At 66.5% G+C, this 20,978-nt stretch carries 16 protein-coding genes and 1 tRNA gene; 7 read left to right on the top strand and 10 right to left on the bottom strand.

Features of this window, described 5'->3' with window-relative positions; genetic code table 11:
• The first annotated feature begins 76 nt into the window (after nt 1-76).
• Nucleotides 77-577, top strand: coding sequence for a YciI family protein (locus AC3QL3_RS11565; protein ID WP_492893678.1), 501 nt, complete (start codon nt 77-79; stop codon nt 575-577).
• A gap of 29 nt (nt 578-606) precedes the next feature.
• Here AC3QL3_RS11565 and AC3QL3_RS11560 read toward each other — a convergent pair whose 3' ends face one another.
• A complete protein-coding gene (locus AC3QL3_RS11560; protein ID WP_492893676.1) occupies nt 607-777 on the bottom strand; it encodes an oxidoreductase-like domain-containing protein in 171 nt (56 codons plus the stop codon).
• Between the two features lie 121 nt (nt 778-898).
• On the opposite strand from AC3QL3_RS11560, the gene AC3QL3_RS11555 reads away from it, so the two are divergent.
• Nucleotides 899-2,707, top strand: coding sequence for a GmrSD restriction endonuclease domain-containing protein (locus tag AC3QL3_RS11555; RefSeq protein WP_492893674.1), 1,809 nt, complete (start codon nt 899-901; stop codon nt 2,705-2,707).
• Between the two features lie 65 nt (nt 2,708-2,772).
• Here AC3QL3_RS11555 and AC3QL3_RS11550 read toward each other — a convergent pair whose 3' ends face one another.
• From AC3QL3_RS11550 to AC3QL3_RS11535, 4 genes are all read right to left on the bottom strand, one after another.
• Entirely contained in the window at nt 2,773-4,776 is a 2,004-nt protein-coding gene (locus tag AC3QL3_RS11550; RefSeq protein ID WP_492893672.1) for a hypothetical protein, read from the bottom strand.
• Nucleotides 4,773-5,477, bottom strand: coding sequence for a hypothetical protein (locus tag AC3QL3_RS11545; protein WP_492893670.1), 705 nt, complete (start codon nt 5,475-5,477; stop codon nt 4,773-4,775). Before AC3QL3_RS11545 ends, AC3QL3_RS11550 begins: the two co-directional genes overlap by 4 nt.
• Nucleotides 5,478-5,589: 112 nt before the next feature.
• The gene (locus AC3QL3_RS11540) at nt 5,590-8,028 is read right to left on the bottom strand and encodes a winged helix-turn-helix domain-containing protein (protein WP_492893668.1); all 2,439 of its coding nucleotides are present in this window, start codon (nt 8,026-8,028) and stop codon (nt 5,590-5,592) included.
• Nucleotides 8,029-8,119: 91 nt separating this feature from the next.
• The gene (locus AC3QL3_RS11535) at nt 8,120-9,343 is read right to left on the bottom strand and encodes a DUF418 domain-containing protein (protein WP_492893666.1); all 1,224 of its coding nucleotides are present in this window, start codon (nt 9,341-9,343) and stop codon (nt 8,120-8,122) included.
• Between the two features lie 213 nt (nt 9,344-9,556).
• On the opposite strand from AC3QL3_RS11535, the gene AC3QL3_RS11530 reads away from it, so the two are divergent.
• Nucleotides 9,557-10,780: an MFS transporter gene (locus AC3QL3_RS11530; RefSeq protein ID WP_492893664.1), complete on the top strand. Its 1,224-nt coding sequence runs from the start codon at nt 9,557-9,559 to the stop codon at nt 10,778-10,780.
• 12 nt (nt 10,781-10,792) lie between these two features.
• On the opposite strand, the gene AC3QL3_RS11525 is transcribed toward AC3QL3_RS11530, so the two are convergent.
• Entirely contained in the window at nt 10,793-11,671 is an 879-nt protein-coding gene (locus AC3QL3_RS11525; protein WP_492893662.1) for a class I SAM-dependent methyltransferase, read from the bottom strand.
• A 71-nt stretch (nt 11,672-11,742) separates the two neighbouring features.
• Complete coding sequence (locus AC3QL3_RS11520; protein ID WP_492893660.1) at nt 11,743-12,942, bottom strand: reprolysin-like metallopeptidase; 1,200 nt, start codon at nt 12,940-12,942, stop codon at nt 11,743-11,745.
• Between the two features lie 141 nt (nt 12,943-13,083).
• Between AC3QL3_RS11520 and AC3QL3_RS11515 the strand changes: the two genes are divergently transcribed.
• Nucleotides 13,084-14,007: a M14 family metallopeptidase gene (locus tag AC3QL3_RS11515; protein WP_492893658.1), complete on the top strand. Its 924-nt coding sequence runs from the start codon at nt 13,084-13,086 to the stop codon at nt 14,005-14,007.
• An 11-nt stretch (nt 14,008-14,018) separates the two neighbouring features.
• Here AC3QL3_RS11515 and AC3QL3_RS11510 read toward each other — a convergent pair whose 3' ends face one another.
• Entirely contained in the window at nt 14,019-15,134 is a 1,116-nt protein-coding gene (locus AC3QL3_RS11510; RefSeq protein ID WP_492893656.1) for an alpha/beta fold hydrolase, read from the bottom strand.
• A 178-nt stretch (nt 15,135-15,312) separates the two neighbouring features.
• On the opposite strand from AC3QL3_RS11510, the gene AC3QL3_RS11505 reads away from it, so the two are divergent.
• Nucleotides 15,313-16,341 (top strand): sensor domain-containing diguanylate cyclase, encoded by a 1,029-nt coding sequence (locus AC3QL3_RS11505; protein WP_492893654.1) that lies wholly within the window; start codon nt 15,313-15,315, stop codon nt 16,339-16,341.
• A gap of 62 nt (nt 16,342-16,403) precedes the next feature.
• Nucleotides 16,404-16,967, top strand: coding sequence for a hypothetical protein (locus AC3QL3_RS11500; RefSeq protein ID WP_492893652.1), 564 nt, complete (start codon nt 16,404-16,406; stop codon nt 16,965-16,967).
• A 45-nt stretch (nt 16,968-17,012) separates the two neighbouring features.
• On the opposite strand, the gene AC3QL3_RS11495 is transcribed toward AC3QL3_RS11500, so the two are convergent.
• Nucleotides 17,013-18,926, bottom strand: a complete 1,914-nt coding sequence (locus AC3QL3_RS11495; RefSeq protein WP_492893650.1) for a M20/M25/M40 family metallo-hydrolase — start codon at nt 18,924-18,926, stop codon at nt 17,013-17,015.
• A gap of 278 nt (nt 18,927-19,204) precedes the next feature.
• Here AC3QL3_RS11495 and AC3QL3_RS11490 point away from each other — a divergent pair.
• Nucleotides 19,205-19,291: transfer RNA gene (locus tag AC3QL3_RS11490), tRNA-Leu, on the top strand.
• 600 nt (nt 19,292-19,891) lie between these two features.
• Here the strand turns inward: AC3QL3_RS11490 and AC3QL3_RS11485 are convergent.
• Nucleotides 19,892-20,320: a hypothetical protein gene (locus tag AC3QL3_RS11485; protein WP_492893648.1), complete on the bottom strand. Its 429-nt coding sequence runs from the start codon at nt 20,318-20,320 to the stop codon at nt 19,892-19,894.
• Nucleotides 20,321-20,978 lie beyond the last annotated feature (658 nt).

Here is a 20,978-nt window from a genome sequence, read left to right as displayed (position 1 = left end):
CGGTCCTCTGCGTGCCGCGCTTGGGCGCGGCGCGTTTCCAGCCTAGACTCCGCCAGTCCAAAGGGAGGTCGATGCGATGCGTATTCGTTCGTTGTGGATCGGTGCGGCCGCATGCTTTGCGTTCGCCTCCGCGACATCGTCGTCGCACGCCGCCGAGCCGGCCGCGAACACGCCCGCCGCAGGCTACGACGCCGCTTTGGCCAAGCGCGTCGGCGCCGACGAACGCGGCATGCGCAAGTACGTGCTGGTGGTGCTGAAGACCGGCGCCAAACGCATACCCGACGGCCCCGAACGCGATGCGATGTTCGCCGGCCACTTCGCCAACATGGAGCGCTGGGCCAAGGCCGGCCAGCTCGCCTTGGCCGGCCCGTTCTCCAAGGACCCGTCCGGCTGGCGCGGCTTGTACATCTTCGCGGTCGAAGACATCGAACAGGCGCGCCGCCTGGTCGAAACCGATCCGACCGTCAGCAAGGGCGAGCTGGTGCCCGAATTCCACGACTGGTACGGCAGCGCCGCGACGATGCTGATACCCGAGTGGCACGAACGCCTGCAGCCGCCGGCGCCGAAGAAACCCTGAGCGACGCTGCACGGCTCCGACAGGCCGTCTCAGGACGCCTGCGGATGCCGTTCGAGCCAGCGCGCCAAGCGCTCGCGATACAGCGCGAGCTCGTCGGCATAGAGATCGTAGACGCACTGCGCGCAACCGCTGTCGCAGCAGTCGCTGGGCAGTGGCGGCTCCGGCGGCAGCGGGCGGGGGTCGTCGTCGGCGAGGCTCATTCGGGCGCGAGCTTAGCAAGCGACCCGAAACTGCAGTTTCGGCAAAGTGCCAACAAAGGCCAGATTGGTCACACTAGGCCTGCTGACGCATGCCGCATATTCGACACCCTGGGGACACTTCATGGCTACCTTCGACAGCACCAAGCTGCCGCTGAAAGACCTGCTGAAAGACATCGTCGACGGCAAGATCCAATTACCCGATTTCCAACGCGGCTGGGTCTGGGACGACGAACACGTGCGCAGCCTGCTGGTCAGCTTGGGGCGCTCGTTCCCGGTCGGCGCGGTGATGCTGCTCGAGACCGGTGGCTCGGTGCGCTTCCAAGTACGGCCAGTGGAAAACGTGCCGACCGCAGGGCTGGCAACGCCCGAAAAACTCATCCTCGACGGGCAGCAGCGGCTGACGACCTTGACCCAGGTGCTAAAGCTGTCTGGCCCAGTGAAGACCTCCACCGAGAAAGGCAAGCCGGTTGACCGCTGCTATTACATCCACATCCCTACGGCGCTGGCCGGTGCGGAATATTTGGAAGATGCGATCGTCGCCACCGACGGCAGCCGTCAGCTACGCAGCGACTTCGGCCGCAAGCTGGAGCTCGATCTGTCGACGCGCGAACTGGAATGCCGACAACTGTACTTTCCGTGCTCGGAAATTCTCGAAGCGATGGGCTGGCTGCAGGATCTGTATCAGTTCAATACCGAAGCAGTCGCGCAGTTCTTCTCGTTCAAGAAACAGGTGCTCGACGCCTACAGCGAATACCAAATCCCGTTGATCGTTCTGAAGAAGGAGACCAGCAAGGAAGCGGTGTGTCTGGTGTTCGAGAAGGTCAATACCGGCGGCGTGCCGCTGTCGGTGTTCGAGCTGGTCACCGCCAGCTATGCAGCCGACGGCTACAACTTGCGCGACGACTGGTACGGCAGCGAACTGCGGAAGGTGTCGTCGCGTCATAAGCGCCTGGCGCAGGAGCCGATTCTGCGCGGTGTAGAGAACACCGATTTCCTGCAGGCGGTGACGATGCTACACACGCTGGCGCAGCGGCGCGCCGACATCGAGGCGGGCAAAACCGACAAGCAGGTGACGCCGGTCAGCGCCAAGCGTGCCTCGGTATTGGAGCTGCCGCTGGACGCCTACCAACGCTGGGCCGATCCGGTGGAGCAGGGCTTTCTGCGCGCGGCCAAGTTCCTGCGCCAGGAATGCCTCACCTCGGCGCGCGACCTGCCGTATCGCACCCAACTGGCGCCGCTGGCGGCGATATTGGCGATGATCGGCGGCGCCGAACGTTGGCGCGAACCACGCATTCAACGCAAGCTGGCGCAGTGGTACTGGTGCGGCGTGCTCGGCGAGTTGTACGGCGGCGCGGTCGAAACGCGCATCGCCAACGACGTCGAAGAAATGCTCGCTTGGATCGAGAACGACGAGGCCAAAACGCCGCGCACCGTCGCCGATGCAGCGTTCCGGATCGAGCGGCTCACTTCGCTGACCTCTCGCCTGAGCGCCGCCTACAAGGGCATCAATGTGCTGGTGCTGCGCGAGGGTGCGCAGGATTTATTCTGGAAATCGCGTATTCGCGACCTCGAAGCCGACGAAGTCGCGTTGGACATCCATCACATCTTTCCGCGCGACTGGTGTGAGCAACGCGAGATTCCGCGCAGCCGCTACGACTCGATCATCAACAAGACGCCGATTTCCTATAAGGCCAACCGCACGATCGGTGGTTCCGCGCCGTCCGCATATCTGGCCGCGTTGCAGGTGCACAAGCAGGTGCAAATCGACGCTGCTGGCATGGATGTTCTCTTGGCCAGCCATCGAATTCCGGTTGCCGAGTTACGCGCGGACGACTTCGACGGCTTCTGGGAACAACGCCGACGCAACTTGCTGGCGCTGATCGAAGAGGTGATGGGAAAGAAGTCCTCGTCGGAGCTTGATTCCGACTGATCCTCTTCATCCGGAACAACCCTCGTCGCCGGCAGCGCAACCTGCCGGCGACGAGGCGATGCCGCTCAGCGCGCGCTGCCGACGATCAGATGGTCGAACACACCCCAGGCGTAGCGTCCGTCTTCACCCGGTTCGGGTGCGCGCATGCGCAGGCTCGTGATCGGCTTGCTGGTGACGAAACCGCGGAAGTCCTGCTGTCCGTTGGCGACGAAGGTCTCGCTGCTGCCGTCCGCGAGCGTCAACACGATCGTGGTCGGCGGCTGCAGGTTCATCACGACGCTGCTCGGGTCTTGGAACAATTGGCCCCAGAAGTTCGCGCCGATCGCCGTCACCGGTGCGCCGGTGAAGGTGATCGTGAATTCGGTTTCCGGATCGGGCGACACGCCCGACAACACGCCCGAACCCGGGAAGAGATACATGTCGCCCACCGTAGTGTGCGGCGTGACGCTGATGGCGTAGCCATAACCGCCGCCGCCGAAGTTCAGCGGGCCGTTGACGTAGCCGGTGCGCAGACCATTGAACGCGTTCTCGTAGCCGCCGGCGTAGCGGGTGAGGAAGGCCGAACGTTCGTCGTAGATGCGCAGCGACTCGCCGCAACGGCCGTCGCTGGCGTCGTCGAAGCCGTTCGCGAAAATGCGATCGGTCGCCGCGCAGCCGTTCGCCGCGACGCTCAGGCGCAGCGGAATCGCACGCATGGGCTGGGCCGCATCGTTGCTCGCGACGCACAGCAGTGAACTGTAGTCGCCTGCGGCCAGACCGTTGGCATCGAAGGTCAGCGCGACCTCGTCGCGTACGCCGCCGGGTGCGCTGCCGCTGCTGGTGCCGAGACTCAGCCAGCTCGGCTGCGACGGCGTCGTGCAGTCGCCGCCGCTGCCGAAACTGAGCGCATACGTCAGCGTGCCGGTGCCGGCATTGCCGATCTCGATCGGCTCGATCCGTTGCATGCCCGCATTGATCGCGACCGCCAATTTCGCCGGCGTCGACACGCTCGCTGCGGTCGAAGTCAGACGCACATCGTCGATCCACCAGCCGCCCGCGGCGTCGGCGCTGCCGCTGCAGTCGCTGCCCAGGCGCCAGCGGAACTGTGCGGTGTGGCCGACGGCGGTGCTCGGCAGCACCACGGTGGTGACGTCGAAGCCGGCTTGCGTGCCGCTCCACGCGGCGCGGCCGGCCAGCGGATTGGCATCGGCCGAACACTGCGGACGCGTCGCGAGTGCGGGCCCGTAGCCGCCGCTGCTGAACTGGCCGCCGACGGCGAGGATGTCTTCGAACGCGCCGCCGTCGTAGGCGATCTCGAGCACGCCGCCGTCGTAGCCGCTTTCGGTGAGGTAACGCTGGCGGAACTGCAGTTCGGCGCCGTCGGCGGGAATCGCCATCGAGGCGCTGGTCAGCAAGGCTTCGCCGCTGGCCGCCGCAGTCGCGGCGTAGGCGGCGTTCGGCGCGCTGTCGGCGGTCGTCGCTTGCGTGACCCACGCCGTAGCCGCGCCGGCGATGTCGGTATTCCAGCCGGCCGGCAGCGCGGGCGCTGTCATCGTATCGAACGTCCACACGCGCGCGGCGCCGGCGTCGGTCATGCTCAAGGTCAAGGTCGCCTCGTTCGGCGCCTCGCCGTTGCCGTCGCCGAGCACGTTGACCACCACCGGCAGATCGCCGGCGTAGTCGACCGGTACGTCGACGTCGATCAGCACGATCTGCTCTTCGCCCGGCGCAGGTCCGCCAGCCAAGCTGCCGCAGCCATCCAATGCGGGGTAGCCGAGCTGGTACCAGCCGCCTTCGCCGCTGCCGACGCCCATCACGCTCGGATACACGTCGGAGCAGAAGCTGAAGGTGTTGCGCTTGCGCACCGCCGACAAGGTCACTCCGGCGGGCATGGTGAAGTACAGCGCGTCGGCGCCGGCGAAGCCTTCGGAAATCAGGCGCAGGTCGAGCAGATAGCTGTTGGTGCGGCCGCGCACGTAGGTGGTCGGCTCGCTGCTGCCGGTGACGGCGATGTCGGCACGTGCCGGCAGCGCGACGGCGGCGCAGGCGAGGGCGCCGAGCAGGGCGGCATTGCGGATCGATGCGCTCATTGCACGCTCCCGACGACGAGGTTGTCGAGCGAGGGCCAGCGATCGGGCGATTCGTCGGGCACGGGCGGGTCGATCTGCACCGCGTCGATGAAGATGCCGGCGATCGGTGCATCGGCGGTCGAGACGAAACCGCGGAACGAGTCGGGCGTGGCCGCTTCGATCGTTTCGGTCGCGCCGGTGCTGCCGTCCTGCATCAGCACCGTGATCACGATCGAGCCTGCGGTCGGTTGCACGAAGAAATCCGACGGCCAGACGTTGCCGCCGATCGCGGTGATCGGCGGGTCGTTGATGCTGGTCAGCACCGAAATCGGATCGCCGATGCGATCGGTCGAGATGTAGCCGGGACCGTTGTAGAGCGTGTAGCGCGGAAACAGTCCGGTGAAGATGAAGTAGTTGTAGCCGGCGCTGCCGTCGGTGTAGTGGATCGGTTGGCCCGGTCCCGGCGCGATCTCGCTGAAGTCGTGCGCGGCGTAGCCCGGCGCGAGCGCGGCCAGGAAGGCTGTGCGGTCCGTGTAAATGGTCAGCGCGCCGCTCGGTGCGGCTTCGAGGCCATTGGCGAAGACGCGATCGGACAGCATCGGAGCGATCGTTGCAGCCGACGCGGTGGCGTTCGCGCCGGAGCGCGAGACGGCCGCGGCGGCGGGGAGCGCGGGCAGCGCGAGGGCAAGCAGGGCGAGCCGTAACACGGGAAGTCGTTTCATGGATACTCGTGGTCGCAGGTGGACATCCGCACGCGTAGGGAATCCTCGCGGCGCGGTCGGGTAAACGCCGCCTTCTACGACGCGCCGCCACAGCGCGTCCATTCCGCCCGCCTTACGATCCGCTTCCGTCTTGCTTCCGCGCCGATTGCGTCAGGTTTTTCAACACGTTGGCGGATGCGCGCGGGGCCGGCGCGGCGCTCAGCTCGGCTGGAATCGAGCGTTCGCCGGCGAGCCGTCGCGCATTGGCGAGCGCGCTTTGCCAGGCGGTCGACTGGCCCAGCGCATGCGCGATGCGCAGTTGCAACACGGCGCAATCGAAGTCCTCGTTGGCCCAGGCGCCGATTCGCCCGCCGGCTGCGGCGGCGTCGGCGGCGCGATCCTGCGCGATCAAAAAGACCGCGTAGGATTGGATCACTTCGGCCAGCGCGAACGGCACGCCGCCAGCTTCGGCCAACTCCAACGCTTGCCGATAGGCACGCTCGGCCTCGTCGGCGCGGCCGAGCCGTTGCGCGCGCTCGGCCTCGACCAGCCGGCGATACGGCGCGCCGCTGCGCGAGCCGGCATCGGTCTGCGCCGACGGTGCGATCGCCGTGCCGGGTGCGGCCGCGCTCGGCGGCAAGGCGCGCTGCCGCCACAAGGCCGACTTCGCGCGCAAGGTGTCGTCGGTGTCGCCGGGCAGCCAGGCGGTCGGCAGCGCGCCGGCCTCGCGCGCGGCGTCGGCGTCGCGGCCTTCGCGCAGAGCGAGTTCGGTGCGCAGCACGCGCAGGCGTTCGTCGTCGCGCGAGACGGCCAGATAGGCCTGATCGCCGCGCTCGATCTGCGTCAGCAGCTCGTGCAGTTCGCGCAGGCGTCCGCAGGCGAGCAGGATGCGCGCGCGCATCAACGACAGCACGCGATGCAGCAAGGGATCGCCGCCGGCCGCGCTGAGCGCCCAGGCGCGGTCGCTGCTGGCCAAAGCGGCGTGATTCTGCAATTGGTCGAACTGCACGTCCTGCAGGCCGATCAGCGCGCTCTTCAACGGCCGCTTCGCACCGAACAGCTCGAACTGGCGCGCGGCTTGTTCGTAGCGGCTGCCGGCCTGCGCGAGTTCGCCGCGCATCGAATCGAGCACGGCCAAGGACAGGTCGACGCGTGCGACCGCCAGCGCATCGCCGCTTTGGCCGAGCAGCACGCGCGCGCGGCCGAGATCGCTGGCTGCGGCGGCGTAGTCGAGCCGATGCGTGGCACTGGCGCCGCGGCCGAGGTAGGCCTCGCCGAATGCGTGCACGTAGGTTTCGGCGCCGGGTACGGCGAGTGCGGCGTCGAAGTCGGCGCTGGACTCGGCCAGCCGGTTGAGCGGCAGCCGCGCGCTACCGCGGGTGATCAGGGCGCGCATGCGCAGGTACGCGTCGTCGTGATCGTCGAGCCGTTCGAGCAGCTGCGTGACGATCGTTTCGGTGACGTCGAAGTGCCCTTGGCGTGCCTCGATCTGCGCCAGCAGCAGACGCAGCTCGGGATCGTCGCGCAAGGGTGCGGCGGCTTGCTCGAGCAGGCTGCGCGCCTGGCCGGCGTCGTCGGCCAGCATCGCCGCGCGCGCGCGTTGCAGCACTTCGGCTTGCGCCGCATCGAGTGGTTCCGACGGCGGCGCGCGGCCGAGTGCGAGCAGCAGGCGATCACTGGCGCCGCGCAGCGCTGCCATCAAGTCGACGTCGCTGGCCGTGCTCTGCAACGGCGGCAGATCGGGCGCCTCGGCGTGCAGGGCGACTTGCCAGGCCGAGCCGATTCTTCCGACGCTACCGTCGACCAGGAGTTCGACTTTCGCCTGCTGCCGCAGCCGTCCGGCGCCGCTGTCGCTATCGCCGCTCGCGGCCATGACGACGCCGAGCGTCGCCTCGCTCGGCTGCACTGCCAGACCCGCACGACGCAGGCGATCGGCGATCAAGTCCATGCCGCCCAAGCGCACCCAGGCCGCGTCGGCGCCGGCTTCCATGCGCAGCGGCAGCACGGCGATGTGCGCATCGGCGGCGTAGTCGGCGGCACGCGGCAGCGCCACCGGCGCGCGTGTGGCATACCAGCCTGCGGCGATCGCGCCGACCGCGAGCAGCAGACCCGCCGCGAGAGCGAGCGCTCGCCAACGGCGCGACGCTGGCGTGGCGGCAGAGCCGGAGGGAAGGGCGGTTAGCGCGTCGAGTGGCGCCGGCGCCGGCAACGGCGCGGCGGCAGCTTCCGCAAGCACCGGCACTGGCGCTTGCGCCACGCATTCCGTCGGCGCGACCCAGCGATAGCCGAAGCCGGCAACAGTGCGGATGACGTCTTGGCGTTCGGCCTCGTCGCCGACCAGCCGGCGCGAGCGCAGGATCAGCTGGAACAACTGCGTGTCGGAAACGTTCGCGCGCCGCCACACCGCTTCGATCAGTTCGGCGCGGCCGACCGCGCGCTCGCGCTGCTCGAGCAGGTACAAAAGACAGGCGAACGCGCGTGCCGGCGCGTCGAGCAGCTCATCGCCGCACCACAGTTCGCGCTTGGTCGGATCGAGGCGGTATTCGCCGAAGCGGTAGATCGGGGACTCCATCGCTGCCGATATGCGTCGCCGCGGCGCGCCTGTCAATCGAAGCGTTGCCGCAGCGGTGGCCGAGGCCGCTCGTTGCGCACGTCCGTGGCGCTCAGGCGCGCTCGGTTGCGATCGCGCCGGACGTGGCTGGGCGACGGCGCCAGCTTGGCCGCTTGCCGTAGGTCAGCGCGCGCCACAGCCACTCCACCGGCCCGAACTGGAAGCGGTGCAACCACCACGCGCTGAACGCCATCTGCGCCGGGAAAATCACAGCCAGCGTGGCGAGCACGCCGAGCAGTCCGAAGCGCGGTCCGATACCGGCGCCGACGCCGTAGAACAAGGCCACGCCGAGAATGCTCTGGGTCAGATAGTTGGTCAGCGCCATGCGGCCGGTCGGCGCGAACAACGCCAGCCAGCGCCGCAGCGATGCGTGCAGCCACAGCCAGGCGAACGCCATCGCGTAGGCGATGCCGAGCGCGAGCGGACCTGCGCGCACCGCGGCGCGGATCGCATAGCGGCCGAAGCCGGCGTTCAGGGCCGGCCACTGCGCACGCCAGTCGGCTTGCACGGTATCGAGCGCGGTCGCCAGCACACCGATCAGCAAGGCACCGAGGCCGATGCGCACGATCAGCCGGCGATGCGTCTCGGGCCGTTGCAGCAATCCGATCCGCCCGGCCCAGGCGCCGAGCAGGAAACGGCCGAGCACGAAGAAGACCAAGGCCCAGTTCGCCACGCGCGCCCAGTTGGCGACGGCCACGTTCGCGTTCCAAGCCGCGGCGGGCGAGGGCGAGGCGAAACCCTGCAGCGCCAGCGCATACACCTCGCTTTGACGCGGCCAATCGCTGAGCAGTTCGCGCATCGTCGGCAGCAACAGCGGCGGCAGCAGCAAGGCGAACACCAGACCCGCGCTCCACAGCATCCACGCCGGCGCGTGGCGCCACGGCAGCAGCAGCAAACCGACCGCGGCGTAGGTGAACAGGATATCGCCCCACCACAAGAACCAGCCGTGCAGCGCGCCGATCGCGGCGAGGATCAGCAGCCGCCGCGCGAAGCGGCGCGGCGAGGCGTCGGCGCGATCCATCTGCAAGGCGAAGCCGAGGCCGAACAGCAGCGAGAACACGGTCACCGCTTTGACGTCGACCAGCCACGCCATCGCCGCGGCAATGAGCGCATCCGCGCCGGCGCTGGGCAGCGCCGCGCGTGCCTTGTCGTCGAGAAATTCGTACAGGCTCAGCGAAACCAGGTTGACCAGGAACACGCCGGCCAAGGCGGCCCCGCGCAGGGCATCGATCAGGTCGTGACGTTCGCGCGCAGGCGCGGTCGGAATAGGGGGCATGCAGAATTGTCGCTACAGGGTAGGCGACGCTAACAGCGCATGCGCACGATCGGCCTAGCCCGATAGTCACGTCGCTCTCGATTCGTTCGATGACGATTCGCGTTCGCGCAATCGGTGATACGCGTTTCGGCGACGCAGGCGACCGAGCGGGCGAAGGTCCACATGCAGCGCCGTTCTTTCGCGATCATGCTGCTTCGCAGCATAATGCCGTCCATGGAATCGATCCCGCCGCTGGCAGCCGCACCTCCCGCTGCCGCCGTGTCGCGCCGGCACCGCGCCCTGATCCTTGCCGCGCTCACGCTCGGCGGCTTCGCCATCGGCACCAGCGAATTCTCCGCGATGGGCTTGATGCCGGACATGGTGAAGACCTTCGGCGTGACCGAGCCGCAGGTCGGCCATATCATCAGCGCCTATGCGCTCGGCGTGGTGGTCGGCGCGCCGCTGTTGGCGATCCTCGGCGCAACCTTGCCACGCCGTACCTTGCTGCTCGCCTTGATGGCGTTCTACGTGCTCGGCAACCTCGCCAGCGCAGGCGCGCCGGACTACCTCAGCATGATCGCCGCGCGTTTCGTCGCCGGCCTGCCGCACGGCGCCTACTTCGGCGTGTCCGCGTTGACCGCGGTCGCGATCAGCCGGCCGGAGGAGCGCGGCAAGGCGGTCAGCCTGACCATGTTCGGTTTGACGTTGGCGATCCTGCTCGGCAATCCGCTCGCGACCTGGATGGGCCAGACCATCGGCTGGCGCTGGGCCTTCGTGATGGTGTCGGCGGTGGCGCTGACCACGGTCGCGTTGATCGCCCTGTTCCAACCGCGCGATCGCATCGAGCAGGCGCCGCGCGTGCTGGCCGAGTTGCGCGCGTTCAACCGCCTGCCGGTGTGGCAGGCGCTGGCGATCGGAGCGGTCGGCTTCTCCGGTCTGTTCTGCGTGTTCAGCTATCTGGCGCCGACCATGCTGCAAGTGACGCGTGTGTCGGCCGGTTGGATTCCGCTCGGCCTGGCCGGTTTCGGGCTCGGCGGTGTGATCGGTAATCTCGGCGGCGGCTGGTTGTTCGATCGTCTGCGCTTCCGTGCGGTGCCGGTGATCCTGCTCGGCGCGGCGGTGATGTTGTCGCTGTATCCGCTCGCGGCCGGCTCGCTTTGGACGCTGCTGCCGGCGACGGTGGCGGTCGGTTTGATGGGCGGGCTCGGCGCGGTGCTGCAGACGCATCTGATGGACGTCGCCGGCGAGGCACAGACCTTGGCGGCTGCTTCGCACCACGCCGCCTTCAATGCCGCCAATGCGCTCGGTCCCTGGCTCGGCGGACTTGCGATCAGCGCCGGCCTCGGCTGGACCTCGACCGGCTACGTCGGCGCGATCACTGCGCTGCTCGGCACCGCGATCTACGTCTGGGCCGCAGCGACCTTGCGTCGCCCGCGGCCGCAGGCGTGCCCGACTTAGCCAGCGTTTCGCTCAGTGGCGGCGCGTCTTAGCGCCGCGCCGGGTCGCGAACACGCCGTCGAGCGCGAGTTCGGTGGCGAAGCCGGCGTGTTCGAGCCGGCGCGAGACTTCCCTCGGCACGTCGCGCCCGCTGGTCTTGCGGTTCGGCGTGCCGGTGTAGTGAAACAGGCGGCCGTGCGCGCGCAGCACGCGCGCGAGCTGACCGTAGAACGCCTGCGAATAGAGTTCACCGGCGATGCCGAAACGCGGCGGGTCGTGCAGGACGGCGTCGTAGCCGGCGTCGGGCAAGGTCAGGATGCGCTCGGCGATGTCGGCCTGTTCGAGGCGCAGCCGGCCGCCGGTTTGCGCGTCGTGCGGATCGGGCGACCACGGATTAAGCCGGCGCAGCCACAGCACGTCGGCGTTCTTCTCGAACGAGTCGATGCGCGCGACGCCGTCTTCGAGACAGGCGCGCGCGAAGTAGCCGAGCCCGCCGCAGGTATCGAGCACATGGCGTCCGCGCGGCGCGACCAGGGCGACCTTGCGCTGCGCGTCCACATACGGCGAAAGCTGCGCGGTCGGCAGCATCTTGATGCCGTCGATCTCGAAGGTCGGCGCGCCCCATTCGGTCGGCACCAGCTTGATCAGCGCGCCGTCGTAGCGCTGCGCCGGAACGAAGGCCGCGCCGTCCCAGACGTAGATCGTGCGCTCCTTCAATGCTTGCGGCCACGGATAGTCGCGCTCGCGCCAGCGCCAGCCGTCGGCGGACAAGCTCACCTCGTCGCGGCTGCGGCCGAGATCGAACGAGCCCGACCAGCTCGCCGCGCCGGCAGCGAGCGCGGCCTGCATCGCGGCGACGATCTCGCGCGTGAGCACCGCGCCGGTGTAGCGATCTTGCGTGGCGGACATCATGCGAGGCGAAATCGTCGCGAGTACGGAAACCGCGATGGTAGCGGTTGCGCCGGCGAGTTCGTTGCGTGCGTTCAGTCGAAGCCGTCGGCGAAGATCAAGGCGCGCGGCCGGAAACCGGCGACGATGGACGCGGTGACATTGCCGACGCGATGGTTGTCGCGCTGGTTCGCGATGCCGGTCGGCACGCCCATGAAGGCGATGTCCGGGTTGGAGAACTGCGCCACGCGCGGGCAGCCGCCGACGCATTCGTCGGGGTAGGACATCACGGTGCGGTAGCTGTGATCGACGTAATGGCCGAACGCCCACGGGAACAGCGCCTGCGCCGACGGCACGCCGTTGGCGGGATCGTGCTGCATGCCGAGGTTGTGGCCGTGTTCGTGCGCGTAAACCAGATCGCCGACCGCGCAGCTGCGCATCGTGATCTGCACCGCGTCGCCGGCGAAGCTGCCGTCGAGGCTGTCCATGATGAAGCCGGCGCCGCAGACGTTGATGCTGTTCTCGACCCACAGCGAGGCGAGATCCGCGCCGACTTCCTCGCGCATGGCGACGCCGGCCGGATCGACGCGCAGCCATTCGAGGTCGTATACGTCGACCTCGTCGCGCGGAAACGGACGGATGCCGGCGAGATGGAAGCGCGCGGTCATGTCGCTGTTGGCGAAGGCGAGATTGGCGCTGTCGACCGCGGCGTGGATTTCCGCTTCGACGTTGGCGAGCGAGCCCATCGCGGCCAGCACTTGCGGCGAATAGACGATCAGGACATCGATCGGCTCGTCGGCGCCGGCGGGCGCGGTGGCCGCGATCTTCGGTGCGGGCAGAATCGTATAACGCATCAGTGCGTCGCGCCGAAGTCCGCCGCCGCAAGCGGGAAACGCCGACGGATCGAGTTCGACCAGCGCCGAACCGCCCGCCGGCAGCGGCACGATCTCGTAGCTGCCTTGCGGCGTCTGCATCCAGCCGGCCAAAACATCGCGGTGCATGGTCAGCGATACCGCGTAGTCCGGCGCGCCGTCGAGCCGCCCTTGCCACAACCAACCTTCGCGGCGGTGTTCGAACGCGCTGCGCGTCGCGCTGAAGGGCGTGCCGAATACGTCGAGCAACAGTCGCTCGTTCGCGCGTGCGTCCCAGTGACTGGGCATCGATACGCGCTGCGCGCGCCGGGCCGCGGGTTGCACGTGCGAGGCATCGACGCGCTCGGCGCTAAGCCAGATCGGTGTTTCGGCAGCGAGCGTGGGCACAGCGCCCAGTGCGAAGACGAGTAGCAGCGAGCGCATGGATCCCCCGAGGCCATGGCGGCACCGGAGGTGCCATCGGGCGGCATGATCGCCGAGGCCGCGATTGGCGTCGACATCGCGTCGGCGTCGCGGCGCTTGATGCTAGAGTTCTCGGATCATTCCAACGATGGCGACGCGGCAATGAACTCAGCACCTTATCCGATCGGCGTGCCCGGCAAGGCTTGGGGCGATGCGGAAAAAGCCGAATGGCTGTCGCGCCAGACGCGCCAACGCAGCTACGCCGACGACGTGCTGAGTGCGGTCGAACGTCAGCGCGATCGCTACGACGTGGTCCAGTACGGCGAACTCGACTACGCGCCCGAGCGCTATCCCTTGTTCGCGATCCGCAGCCGCGACTGGCGCGAGGTAGTGCCCTACGCGCTCGTCACCGGCGGCGTGCACGGTTACGAGACCAGCGGCGTGCATGGCGCGCTCCAGTTCGTCGATCGCCACATGGCCGACTACGCCGGTCGCGTCAATCTGCTGGTGGTGCCGTGCATCAGCCCGTGGGCGTACGAGCGGATTCATCGCTGGAACCCGCACGCGATCGATCCGAATCGCTCGTTCCGCGCGAACAGCCCGGCGGGCGAGTCGGCTGCGCTGCTGGATTTGGTCGCGCCTTGGCGCGAGCGTTTCCTGGTGCACGTCGACCTGCACGAAACCACCGACACCGACGAGTCGGAATTCCGCCCGGCGCTGGCGGCGCGCGACGGTCAGCCGTTCGAGCCGGACGGGATACCGGATGGGTTCTACCTGGTCGACGATGCCGACGCGCCGCAGCCCGGCTTCCAGCAGGCGATCGTCGAGGCGGTGGCGAAGGTCACCCACATCGCGCCGACCGACGCCAAGGGCGAGATCATCGGCTCGAAGGTGGTCGCGCCCGGCGTGATCCGCTATCCGCTGCGTTCGCTCGGCCTCTGCGCCGGCGTCACCGACGCGCGCTACAAGACGACCACCGAGGTCTATCCCGACAGCCCGCGCGCGACGCCCGAGCAATGCAACGCGGCACAGGTCGCGGCCGTGTGCGCGGCGCTCGACTACGCCTTGGCGCAAGGCGCGAACTAGCGCGTAGCGCGTCAGCGCTTGGCGCCGTCGCCTTGCGTCAGCGGCAGCACATACTGCACCAGGCTCAGCGCGGTCTTGCCCGGCTCCTCCCACGGAATCATGTGGGCGGAGCGCTCGAACCAGACGCCTTGCTTGTAGGGGGCCTGGACCTTGCGCAGCCAGGCGTCGGTCGGCGCCGAGGGCGTGGTGTAGTCGTGACGGCCCATGAACATCAGCACCGGAATCGGGAACGAGCGCACGCCGCTCTGGTCGACGCTCAAGAACTCGTCCAGCACGCGGCCTAGCGTGAACACATTGCCGGCGTCGATCGCGCAACGCGCGGGATCGTCGTAGTCGGGCGACAGCAGCGGCGCCTTGAAGAAGTAGTCGGAGCTGTCGCGGTACGCGCTGAGGCCGCCGTAGAACTGCGCCCATTTGCGCGCGACGATGATGCGTTCGCGCGTGATCGGCCGATCGCCCGGATAGGGGGCGATCGTCTCCATCTCCTTCACTGCAGCGCTGTTGCCGCGCGCTTTCGCCTGCTGCAGGCCGTAGTCGAAGCTGAGGCGCTCGTTCTCGCGCGTGTTGATGACCTGGCCGATGCCGACGTAGGCGTAGAACAGATCCGGCCGCTTCAACGCCGCGCGCATGCCGATCACCGTGCCCCAGCTGTGCGCCATCAGGACCAGCTTGCGCTTGCCGTAGCGCTGGCGCACTTGTTCGGCCAGCTCGATCACGTCGTCCACGTAGCGCTCGATGTGCAGGGTGGCCGCGAGTGCGTCGGAGTGGTCGCCGACGTAGGTCTTGCCGGCGCCGCGCTGGTCGTAGTTGACGACGGTGAAGTACTCCTCGATCGGCCGCTGGAATTGCCACAGCGTCGGGATCACCGGCGAGGCCGGGCCGCCGTGGATGAACAACACGACCGGATTCGCCTTGTCCTGGCCGCGCGCGTTGACCCAGTGTTCGACGCCGCCGGCGCGCAACGCGTAAGACTCCTGCACGCCGTTCGGCGCCACGATGCGATCGAGGTCTTGCACGATCGCGCGCGCATCGGCGTAGCGCGAGCTGTCCTTGCATTCGTCGGCACGCGCAGGGGCGAGCGCGGCGAGCAGCAGGGCGAGAGCGGGAAGTGTGAACAAACGAGTCATGAGGCGCTCCGAAAACAGGACGTCATAGTACGCAGATACCTCGGCGCTTTGATCGGATGCAGCCCGATTGCCGGGCGCGACGGTTGCGCTACTATTTCTCGCAGTCGTGCGGCGGCACGCGGATCGACCGCTGGGTTCGCCGACGCGAGGCCTCTCTTTCCGTTTGCGATCGTCGCCTATGCTGCTCTCCAATCCGACCTACGATTTCCTCGACAAGCTGGCCGATTCGGTCACGCACGCGCACTCGCTGGAGCAACTCGTGCGGCCGTTGCTGGAACTGCTGCAGACGGTGACCGGTCTGGAATCGACCTACCTGACCACGATCGACGATGTGGCCGGCGTGCAGCACGTATTGTTCGCGCGCAACAGCCGGCGGCTGAAGATTCCCGAAGGTCTGTCGGTGCCGTGGGAAGGCACCTTGTGCAAACGCGCGCTGGAAGAGGAGTGCGCCTACACCGACGACGTCGCCAGCCGCTGGGGCGATTCCGAGGCCGCGCGTGCGCTCGGCATCGCGACCTACGCCAGCACGCCGGTGCGCACCGGCGACGGCATCTTGTACGGCACGCTGTGCGCGGCCAGCGACGAACGCAAGCCGCTGGTCGACAGCGCACCGAAGGTGCTGCAGATGTTCTCGCACCTGATCGCGCAGCAGGTCGATCGCGAACGCACGATGCATTCCTTGCGTCAGGCCAACGATGCGCTCGCACTCAGCGCGTTCACCGACCCGACCACGCGCCTGCCCAACCGCCGTGCGCTGATGGAGGAAATGCGCCGCCGCCAGGATTTGCATGCGCGCGACGACGGCGCGTTGCTGGTCGCCTTCGTCGATCTGGACGGCTTCAAGGCGATCAACGATCGCTACGGGCACGAGCTCGGCGATCGCTTTTTGACGGCCATCGCGCAACGCCTGCAAAGCGCTCTGCGCGAAGATGGCTTCGTCGCCCGGCTCGGCGGTGACGAATTCGTCGCGCTGGCGAGTGCTCAGCGCGCGGCGGCAGGCGAGGCGGTCGCTTCGTTGCGCACGCGCTTGCAAGCGGCGACCAGCGGTGCGTTCCGGCTCGACGGCGCAACGCTCGACTATACGGGGCCCAGCATCGGCGTGATCGCGGCGGCATCTTGCAATGACGATCCGGCGGCACTGCTCGCGCTGGCGGACGCGGCGATGTACGAGATCAAGCGTGCGCGCAAGGCGGCTGCGCGCCACTGAGCAGCACGCGCCGCGCGCGGCTCGGCTATGCTGCAACGCCCGCCATACGCCGCCGCCACGAGATGGATGCGTTCAATTATCTTTCGGTCCTGATCTCGCTGATCCTCGGCCTTGCGATCACGCAGGTGCTGAAGGGATTTCGTGGCTTGATGCAGTCGCGCACGCGACTGAAGAACTATTGGCCGGCGGTACTGTGGGCGATCCTGATCGTCGTGATCGCCGTGCAGTCGTGGTGGTCGATGTACGGCCTGCGCCACTACACGGATTGGACCTTCGTCGGTTTTTCCGCCGTGCTCGCGCAGACGATCGTGCTCTATCTGCTCGCCGCCTTGGTGCTACCGGATTTCTTCGGCGAAACCGCGGTCGACCTGCGCGAACACTACTACGGACATCGGCGCTGGTTTTTTGCGTTGCTGGTTCTATTGATCGTCGCAAGCATCGGTAAGCAGTTGGTGTTGCAGGGCGTATTGCCGTCGCGCACCGATCTCGCCTTTCATCTCGCCTTCGCTGCGATGGGCATCAGCGGCGCTGTGATCGCGCGGCCGCGCTACCAGGAATTCCTCGCGCTCGCTGCGGCTCTGCTGATCGGCGCCTATATCGCGCTGTTGTTCACGCGGTTGGACTAATCGCAGCGTCGACGCGGGCACAACGCTGCTTCCCGAGATGCCTCGCTAAAGCTCGAAGTCGTCCGCGAAGATGCGGTCGCCGGGTGCAACGTACGATGCGGTCAGGATGAAACCGCTCAGTGCCGTGACCGAGTGAACGGTGGCGGTATAGCTGCCGGCGGCAGGACGACTTCCGATCGCGCAGTTTTGCACCGAGGCCGCTTGCGCCGATTCGCATAGGACTTGCCCTCCGAGCGCGACCGAAACATAGGCCTGGCCGCCGTCGTCGGCGATCAGCGCGAAGTGCAAGTCCTGCGCGCCCGGCGGCAATTCCAAGGTGAACAACTGGCGCGTGTCCTCCTGCGCGGGGAGTCCGCTCGTGGTGACGCCGTTGATGAGCGGCACGATGCCGTTGTCGACCGAGATCGTTTGGATCGTGTTGTTGGGCAGGCCGCCGTTGTCGGTCACCGTCAGTGCGACCGAGTATTCGCCGACCGTCGTGTACGTCCTGACCGGATTGGTCTGATCGGACGTGGTGCCGTCGCCGAAGTCCCAGCGGCGCGAGGCGATGCTGCCGTCGCTGTCGGTCGAGGTGTCGGTGAAGCTGACCTGCATGCGGTCGGCGCTGTAACTGAAGCCGGCGACCGGCGCTTGATTGACGCCGCCGCCGTCGTGCGTCTTCGCCAGCTCGCCGACGAAGGCGAGGCCGAATTGCGCGAACTTGACGCTGTATTCGGCCGAGTTGTTCATGTTCGCGAGCGTGTCGCCGGCGCTGTGGATGAAAGGGAAGTCGCCGAGGTCGCGCGGATTGTTCGGGTCACGCGGCTGGCCGGCCTCGAACACCATGCCGGCCGGATAGCCGGCTGTCGTCCACGAGGCGTGGTCCGAGCAGCCGTAGCCGCAGGCGAGCGGGGAGCGTACGAAGCCGAGCGGCGCGAGGTACTCGTCGAACAGCTCGGCGAAATAGGTCAGCAGGGCGGCATTGGAGTTGTCGCTGACGATTTGCAGATCGTAGGGCGCGCCGTTCTTGTAGTTGGTCATGTCCAGCTGCAGCACGCCGATCACATTGATGCCGTCGCTGCGGAAGCGTTGCGCGATCGCGTCCGAGCCGTTCAGACCGACTTCTTCGGCGGCGTAACCCATGAACTTGACCGTGCGCTTGGGCTTCCAGCCGCTGGCCAGCGCGATGCGCGCGATCTCGGTGATGGTGGCGATGCCGGAAGCGTCGTCGTCGGCGCCGGGAGCGATGTCGTTCGCGGTCGGGAAGCCGGTCGACCAGTTGATCGAATCCAGATGGCCGCCGACGACGACGACCTCCTTGGGCAACTCGGTGCCTTGTACGGTCAGGATCACCGACGGCTGGGTCGAGCAATCGGTGCAGCCTTCGAACAACGCCACGCTCGCATCGGTACGGCTGCCGATCAGCGCCTGCCAGCTGTCGCGTATCCATTCCGCCGCTTGCCGCCCGGTGGGCGAGGCGTAGTAGCGATTGCGATAGGCGGACAGCGTCGCGATGGTGGCGCGGATGTTCGCTTCGGCCACTTGCGGCAGCCACGCGTCCACCGTGGCTTGGTTGTCGATCGTATACAGCCCGCCGAGCGGCAGCGCGATCGCTTGCGCGGTGCGATCGTGCGCGATGAAGGCTTCGGCTTCCGGCCGGCTGGCGAAGGCGAAGAATCCGCCGCAGCGATTTTCAACTTCGTGGATGTGGCGGCCGATGGCGCCGATCTGCGCCGTATCGACCTCGGCGACGACGAGATCGCGGCCGAGCGTATCGACCCAGGCGGTCGCCTCGCGCGCGAGCACGCGCGAGGCGTCGAAGCTCTGGCGGGACAGGACTACGTAGCGCGTATCGCCGGATGCGTCGGCCGGTGGCGCCGTCGCTGCGGCGCCAGGCTCGATCGGTACCGAAGCCGCAGCAGCCTCGATAACGAATCCGAGGGCGAGCGAAACCGATACCAGCGTGCGAACGAGCTTCATGTTGTCCCCGGCGGATAGCGGCGCTGCGTGGCGCCGAACGTCGCATCATCCTACCGAACTACGGCCGGATTGCCCTGCGCCCGCGCCGGTGGACCGTACACTTTCCCGCAAGTGTCCAGTGGTGGACGAGTTTCCGATTACCGCGGAGCCGCCGACCCCGCTCGTGTTTTCGACCGGTAGCCGGGCGCGCTTTCCGCGCCCCTCTACGCGAGCTTTTCGGCGCGCGGCCGAACCCTTATACTGCGCGACCCGCACGGCGCCCCCGCCGCGCGATGCCAGCCGAAGTGGCGGAATCGGTAGACGCAGCGGACTCAAAATCCGCCGCCCTTAAAAGCGTGTGGGTTCGAGTCCCACCTTCGGCACCATCCTAAGCACCGCGGCCCACTGATAGGTACGGTCTACCCTTAAGCTCCTGCAGCTTTGGCTGAGAACATCGTCTGCTTTCCGTCGCAAGGCGGCCCGGCGAGGCTCGGTAGAGCTCGCGCCAAAATCGGTATCGCTGACGATTCCGAGCACGATCAATTCGCCTGCCACCCCGTTTGCCGCGCCGAGCTCTGCCAAACGTCGTCTCGTCACATTCCAGCACCCCTTCAAAGGGAGAGTGTAGATGCTGGTCCCAAGCACAGGTCGCACGGCAAAGGCGGCAGAACCGCTCCATCGACGGCGCGCTAGGTGGGCGCCGGAAGCGCAGCCCTCAAACCGCTACGCCGAGCGCGAACATGTCCAGAAGACGAGACTTGGCATAGGGGCTCAGACGTGCCGAGTCCACCAGCGAAGTCCAGGTGTAGCGATACCGGCACATACGATACTTCCAATGCCCATCGCTAAAGCGATGGGCACGAGCAGCAGCACAACGACGGCATCGTTTCATACGCGGACCAGCCTAGAGTTGGTCCGGTTTGCTTAGGGATTACCAAATGGAAAGCCCGCCTTACGGCGGGCTTCCCTAACGAAACAGGCGTCGCTTAAAGGGCGATGTACTGAACGTATCCTCGAGAATCCACAATCAGAAGGCCGATAACACGACCATTCGTGCGCATTACATTGTAGACAGCCCCTCCGCCAGGAAGGTCCCGAACGTGCTCAATGATGATGTCGGCTGGAGCTGTTTGGATCGTAGAGTCCGCTTTTTCGATACCGTTCTTTGGCTCTTCGTTGAGAGCATCGATTGTTTCTTTTGGGGCTGCAACTACCTGACCAGATACGGTATAGATAAACAGAGCGCTTACAACGCGACCGGTTTCCCGACTGTTCACGATTGTGGCAGCAAATGGTACGTTTTCCTCAAACGTCTTTGTCTCCGTTGTAACTTTGTTGGTCGAGGTGGCAAGAGCGGTTCCAAGGCATCCAACGGCGAGCAACCAAAAAAGAAACACTATTTTAAAGCGCTTCATACTTACTCCCTATTCATCCATAAAATATGGCTTACCATGCCTGCCTCAGCGAGAGGCCGCATACCTATAGCATTAGGCAGGTTATTGGGCAACCTTCGCATGCAAATCGATACAGTGATTTTGTCTATAGCAAGTCTTAAGCCGAATCGACACGCATTGTGTATACGAATAACAAACAACGAACGCAGCCCACTTGTTCTGATTAGGATTGTCTTCGTCTGGCGGGCACACTCGGTCGTTCCAAGAAAAACGTTCTTCAGACGCTCGGGCGGCTTCTCGGCTAGGCGAGTCGCTTGCCATCTCCACTTGAAGTCTCTCATTCTGACCTCTTTCAGGGCGTTGTCAGTCGTATCCAAAACCATGTGTCTCGCCCTCCCAAACCAAGCGACACCCCGCAAGCTATATCGCTTTCTCTGATGCTTGACACTCGTCTTATCCATCGCAGCGACTAAATGAAGTGTCCGTAGTAGTGGGGTAGAGCCCGACTTGGCTGCAAGGTACAAGAGCCGCTCGAGTAGTTCGGGGAGCGTGTGTATTCCAGCCGCTGATCTATGACGCCACTAGCCAGACGAGTATCGATAGCTAGAAACAGTAGAACCTAGATGCGAACATAGTCCTTACCTGTTTTCTTGGGGTCTTAGGCGTGAACCGTCTAGCA

The sequence above is a fragment of the Dokdonella sp. GW821-FHT11D02 genome (assembly GCF_058808595.1).
The sequence above is the reverse complement of the archived record's forward strand: the minus strand, read 5'-3'. Positions and strand labels throughout refer to the sequence as shown.